This is a genomic window from Amycolatopsis rhizosphaerae, from assembly GCF_007713715.1.
Lineage (GTDB): Bacteria > Actinomycetota > Actinomycetes > Mycobacteriales > Pseudonocardiaceae > Amycolatopsis_E > Amycolatopsis_E rhizosphaerae.
Window position 1 is genome coordinate 1 of sequence record NZ_VJWX01000488.1, and the last position, 5,322, is coordinate 5,322.

At 69.0% G+C, this 5,322-nt stretch carries 6 protein-coding genes; 1 reads left to right on the top strand and 5 read right to left on the bottom strand.

Annotated features, from left to right (window positions below; translation table 11 throughout):
• Nucleotides 1-138: 138 nt before the first annotated feature.
• A complete protein-coding gene (locus tag FNH05_RS31280; RefSeq protein ID WP_144592456.1) occupies nt 139-714 on the bottom strand; it encodes a helix-turn-helix domain-containing protein in 576 nt (191 codons plus the stop codon).
• Nucleotides 715-804: 90 nt separating this feature from the next.
• Between FNH05_RS31280 and FNH05_RS31285 the strand changes: the two genes are divergently transcribed.
• Nucleotides 805-2,061 carry an MFS transporter gene (locus FNH05_RS31285; protein WP_144592457.1) on the top strand — a complete coding sequence of 419 codons (1,257 nt, stop codon included), beginning with the start codon at nt 805-807 and terminating at the stop codon, nt 2,059-2,061.
• Here the strand turns inward: FNH05_RS31285 and FNH05_RS31290 are convergent.
• From FNH05_RS31290 to FNH05_RS31305, 4 genes are all read right to left on the bottom strand, one after another.
• On the bottom strand, nt 2,058-3,191 hold the full coding sequence (locus tag FNH05_RS31290; protein WP_144592458.1) for an FAD-dependent oxidoreductase: 1,134 nt from the start codon (nt 3,189-3,191) through the stop codon (nt 2,058-2,060). The two genes, FNH05_RS31285 and FNH05_RS31290, sit on opposite strands and share 4 nt — an antisense overlap.
• A gap of 34 nt (nt 3,192-3,225) precedes the next feature.
• Nucleotides 3,226-3,918 (bottom strand): TetR/AcrR family transcriptional regulator, encoded by a 693-nt coding sequence (locus tag FNH05_RS31295; RefSeq protein WP_144592459.1) that lies wholly within the window; start codon nt 3,916-3,918, stop codon nt 3,226-3,228.
• A 43-nt stretch (nt 3,919-3,961) separates the two neighbouring features.
• Nucleotides 3,962-4,450, bottom strand: a complete 489-nt coding sequence (locus FNH05_RS31300) for a hypothetical protein (RefSeq protein ID WP_144592460.1) — start codon at nt 4,448-4,450, stop codon at nt 3,962-3,964.
• Nucleotides 4,451-4,553: 103 nt separating this feature from the next.
• Nucleotides 4,554-5,198: a hypothetical protein gene (locus tag FNH05_RS31305; protein WP_144592461.1), complete on the bottom strand. Its 645-nt coding sequence runs from the start codon at nt 5,196-5,198 to the stop codon at nt 4,554-4,556.
• Between the last annotated feature and the right edge of the window lie 124 nt (nt 5,199-5,322).

Genomic DNA, 5,322 nt, shown 5'->3' on the forward strand with positions numbered 1-5,322 from the left:
GGGCCAGGTGACGTCGAAGGTTGTTTGTGGACTGTGACAGGGGCCTTGTGGCAAGGTCCGGCACGCGCTATATGTCGGTAGTGGCAAGGAATGCTCGTTCTCCTTGCCTTTTTTGCCGCTCCGCAGGGGCACCGGACATCAGCTCCGAGTGCGGAGGTGGATGCGTTCGCCCTGTTTCCCGAAAAGGCTGAGTACTTCGACGCTGCCGCGTCCGGCGGCGCCGAACCAGTGCGGTATCTGGCAGTCGAATTCGGCCGCTTCACCGGCTCCCATGGTGAAGTCGTGGTCCCTCAGCCTGACGCGGAGCCGGCCGCGGAGCACGTAAAGCCATTCATAGCCCGCATGCATCCGCAGGTGGGGCTGTTCGTCGTGTGCGGGGATGGTCATCTTGTAGGCGCGTGGTTCTCCCTGATGCCGGGACAGCGGGACCAGGACGCGGCCTTCTTTCCTGGTGGGCTGCTGCGGCACGCGCGGATCGACGATCCGGGGTGCGGTGACGATCTCGTCGAAGGGGATGCCGAGCGCCGCGATGATCGGCAGGAGTAGTTCGAGGCTCGGCTTGCGCTGTGCCGATTCCAGGCGGGACAGCGTGCTGGTTGAGATACCGGTGGCTCGCGCGAGGTCGGCCAGGCTGACCCCCTTCTTCTCGCGGGCGCGTCGCAGCCGGGGAGCAATCTGCTCGATCACGGCATCGACACTCGGTTGTTCGTCCATGGGGGCAGTCAACCAACGTGTCCCGGAATCGGCAATGGAAGTTGCTGGAACGGGTCGGTCCTCCGGATTCTCGTGGTGGAGGTGATCCGAATGGACGCAACAACACGGGCAACGAGTGGATCGGCATCCGAGGGGCTGCCGGACAGCACCGGCACCGGGAAGTTCCGGACCCGCGGCGGTGGACGACTGCCCGTCGGCGTGTATCTGCTGGGCTTCAGCCTGTTCGCGATGGGCAGCGCGGAGTTTCTGCTGGCCGGAGTACTGCCCGCGGTGGCCGGCGATCTGCACGTCACCCTCTCCTCGGCCGGTTTCCTGATCACCGCGTTCGCACTGGGTGTCGTGATCGGCGGGCCGCCGTTCGCGGTGCTCAGCCTGGGCTGGCCCCGCCGCACCGCACTGATGGCGACCCAGGGCGTGTTCGCCGCCGGCATCGCCGTCGGGCTGCTCGGCAACTACCAGGTCCTGCTGGTGACCCGGGTGATCTCGGGCGTCGCCTACGCGGGCTTCTTCGCGGTCGCGTCGGTGACCGCGATCGGCCTGGTGACGCCGGACCGCAACGCCCGAGCCTCCGGAGTCGTGGTCAGCGGCCTCAGCGTGGCCATGGTCGCGGGCGGCCCCGCGGGCACATTGCTCAGCCATTTCACCCAATGGCGCGACGGCTTCTGGGCCGTGGTGGCCCTTACGGTCGCCGGGATCCTCGGGTGCCTGCTCGGACTCCCCGCGGCCGGCGCGGACACCCACCGGTCGTCCGGGCCGAGCGTGTCGCGGGAAATCGCCACGATGCGGACCCCGAAGCTGTGGGGCGTCTACCTGATCACGATCCTGACCACCGCGGCGTACATGGTCACGTTCAATTACTCGGCAGCCATGCTCACCGGCATCACCTCCGTGTCCGAGGTCTGGATCCCGGCGATTCTCGCGCTCTTCGGGGTCGGCGCCTTCGTCGGTCTGTCCATCGGCGGCCGCATCTCCGATCGGCGCCCGCACCTCGCGCTCCTCACCGGCGCATCGGCGATCGTGATCCTGTCGGTCGTCCTGGTCATCGCGATCCGGGAGGTCTGGATCGTGGTGCCGACGATGTTCCTGATCGGTGTCGCCGCGTTCGTGCTCAACCCCGCCATCTACGGCCGCGTCTTCGCCCTGGCAGGCAACGCCCCGACCCTCGCGGGCGCCACCACCGTGTCGGCATTCCAACTGGGCATCAGTGTCACCCCCGTCCTCGCGGCTGCCGCACTCGCACAAGGGGCCGCTCTCACCTCGGTCTGCCTGATCGGTGCCACCCTCGCCGCGGCCGCCATCCCGCTCGTTCTCCTCGACCGGGCACGACAAGGGACCGCTGCCCGCTAAACGAACCGTTCGAGCAGGCCCTGGAGGGCGTTGTCACCGAACATCAGCTCCAGATTGGCGGCGGACTCGGCGGCGGACGCCTCGCCGCGAGGGAAAAGTTCCTGCTCATAGGCATCCAAGGCGGCCTCGGTGTCGCCAGGGTGGGCGGCGATCGCCTGGCCGAGCTCGGCGGCGTCGAGCATGGCGAGGTTGGCGCCCTCTCCGGCGAAGGGGGACATCAGGTGCGCGGCGTCGCCCAGGAGGGTCACACCGGGGGCGCGGTCCCAGCGGTGCCCGACGGGCAGGGCGTGGATCCGGCGCGGCACCAGGGGGCCGTCGGCGTCCGCGACCAGCGCGCGCAGGGACTCGCCCCAGCCCTCGAACTGTTCGAGGACAGCCTTCTTCGCCCTTTCGGGATCGGTGAAGTCGATGCTGTCGAGCCAGCCTTCGTCGGCCTTGAGCGCGGTGTAGACGTGGAGGCTGCCGTCGGTTTCGCGGTGGGCGAGGAAGCCCTTGTGGTCGCCGAGGCAGAGGAAGAAGCCCTCGCCGACCAGGGCGGCGCTCGCCGGGTGACGGGTGTCCGCCGACAGCAGGTCGGCCTCGACGAACGAGATGCCGGTGTAGGCGGGGACGGCGTCGGAGACCAGGGGGCGGACACGTGACCACGCACCGTCCGCGCCGACCAGCAGGTCGGCGGTGATCGTCGTGCCGTCGGCGAAGATCACCTCGTGACGGCCGCCGCCCAGCGCCCGGACGCCGGTCGCCTTCCGGCCCCAGCGGACACTGCCCGCCGGAAACGAGTTCAGCAGCAGATCGCGCAGCTGCCCGCGGTCCACCTCGGGACGCCCGCCGGTGCCGTCGTCCTCCTCCGCCAGGCGGATCCTGCCCTGCTGGTCGACGATGCGCATCGCCTCACCGCCGGGATGGACCAGTGCGCGGAACCGCTCATGCAGGCCGGCTGCACGCAGCGCGACCTGGCCGGAGTCCTCGTGGATGTCGAGCATGCCGCCCTGCACGCGGGCGTCGGGAGACGCCTCGAGGTCGAACACGGTGACCTGGAGGCCGTTGACGTGCAGCACCCTGGCCAGGGTGAGGCCGCCGAGCCCGCCGCCGACGATCGCGATAGGACAGTGGGAAGTGGCGCTGATCATGGTGCTCCTTGGTGGTGGCGTGCCGCAGTGGGGGTCAGTAGCCGGTGACGGGGGTGTGCGCCATGCCGTTGATCAGCATCTGGAAGCACCAGGTCAGGCTGGCCCGCGGGGAGCCGGCCAGCAGGCTTCCCGCCAAGGCGTGCACGTGGGGATGGCTCTGCTCGGACGCCCTGTGCAAGGCGTGGGTCAGGGCGTCCCACTCGGCCTCGGCGTCGGTCGACTGCCCGCGGGTGGAGTGCTCGGCCGCGGTAGCCGTGGCGAACCGCAGGAGCACGTCGACACCCCAGGCGGTCTGCACCGGCGGCACGCCGCCCTTGTCCAGCAGGGCCAGCAGGCTCTCCAGCAGCCGCAGGTAGTGCTCACCGCTGGGACGTGCGGTCAGCGCCGAGCGGGCCAGCCCTGGATGCTCGAAGAGCACCTTGGCGTAGGAGGTGAGCGCCCCCGCCAGTCGTTCGCGCCAGTCTCCCCCGCCCTCGGCCTGGCAAAGGTCGAGGGCGCCGAGCAGCTCGTCCAATACGGCCGCGTGCAACTCGGCCGTATTGGACACGTACGCGTAAAGCGAGGCCGGACCGGTGTCCAGCTCCCGCGCCAGGCGCCGCATCGTCACCTCCTCCAGCCCCTCGGCACGCATCACGGCGACCGCTGTCGCGACGATTCCCTCGCGGGTCAGAGCCGGTTTCACCGGGCGCTCGCGTCGGCCGATCAGGTTTCCGGGCCGCGCTGTCATACCCAAAGCATAGCGAACATGTTCGTTGCGAACAAGTTCGTGTTCATCGCTGCTCGGTGATGAACACTTCCGGCGAACGCTGACCCGACTCGATCTGTCGGCGAAGTGCGAGGTCGTACGGACTCGTCACGCGATCCGCGAAATCACCGATGAACACGGCGAACACCCGGCCCGCCGGGTCCTCGGCCCAGTCACGCGCGATCTCCCGCCAGGAGGCCAGGTTGGGGTGGTTGTACATCAGGGCCGCCTCGGCCGGAGCCAGCAGCGCCACAGCGGCCTCGAGTTCGGACCGTGCCAGTTCGTAGGTGCCCGATCCGCCCCGGCGCCCGGTCAACAGGGCCAAGACGAGCGACGGCAGCTCGTGGACCGGCACGTTGACCACGGGGAAGCGCACTTCAGCGGGATCCGTATTCGACCCGGGCACGAGGGTGACGCCATAGGCCGCCGGTGTTTCCCAGCCGGGCATCCGGTCGATCAGCCGTCGCTTCGCCGCCATTATCGCCTCGACGGTGTCCCAGTGCTCGCGCGTCATGGCGGGCAGTCTGCTCGATGTGCCTGCCCGTCCGCAGCCGATTTCGGTTCCGAATCCGCCTTTTCGGCCCGGCCGTGAGGGCGTGGCGGGCCATCAACCTGGCTCAACCGGCAGCCTGGGGCGAGTGTTCGGCGCAGTGGTCGGCGGGGTTGTCCGGAAGCAGGACACAACCACACTCCTGGCACGTCCCCCAACGGCCGTTCCACTGGCCCGTGCGCCGGAACCGTCGTGTGGCCGACAGCCAGGCGGCCCAGTCGGCCTCATCGGTGTCACCTCGGTCGTCGATGGGATGGCCCGGTTGCGTCCCGGCGAGAAAGCCGGTGACGAAATAGCGGGTCTCGTCGGGCATCACCTCGATTTCGCTCGACGAGACGCGGTAGCTGCGTTGCTTTTGGGGGCACCACGCCATCATGCGCCCGGTGAAGGTGTTCCCGTTGCCGACGAGAAAGTCTCTCCCGCCGCACGAGGCCTCGAACCAGAGCCGCTCGTCCACCGGCTCCGCCTCCTCGGGTAGCTGCTCCCAGCGCAGCGGGAGTGTCACCTTCGTGATGACGCACTGGGGAGCCTCGACCGCGCCCTGCGGCCACCATTCGACGAGGTTGGCCTCACGCGCGTGCGCGAGCGCGATCGCCCGGTCGCGCGGCATCAGCTCGAAGCGCCCGGTCTCGTCGTCGAACACCGATACCTCGGCGGCCTGGATCGCCTGATCGAAGCGGAACTCGCTGAGGGACCACATCCGATCGGTCATGGCGTGGGAGCCTAGGGCGGGTATCAAAGTGGCTTGGGTGGCGGTGCGGGTGGCGGAACCTCAGGCGGTCCCTGGCTGCGGGATCTCCTCCTCATGAATGCCAATTCAGGAGCGCTGGCAGTGC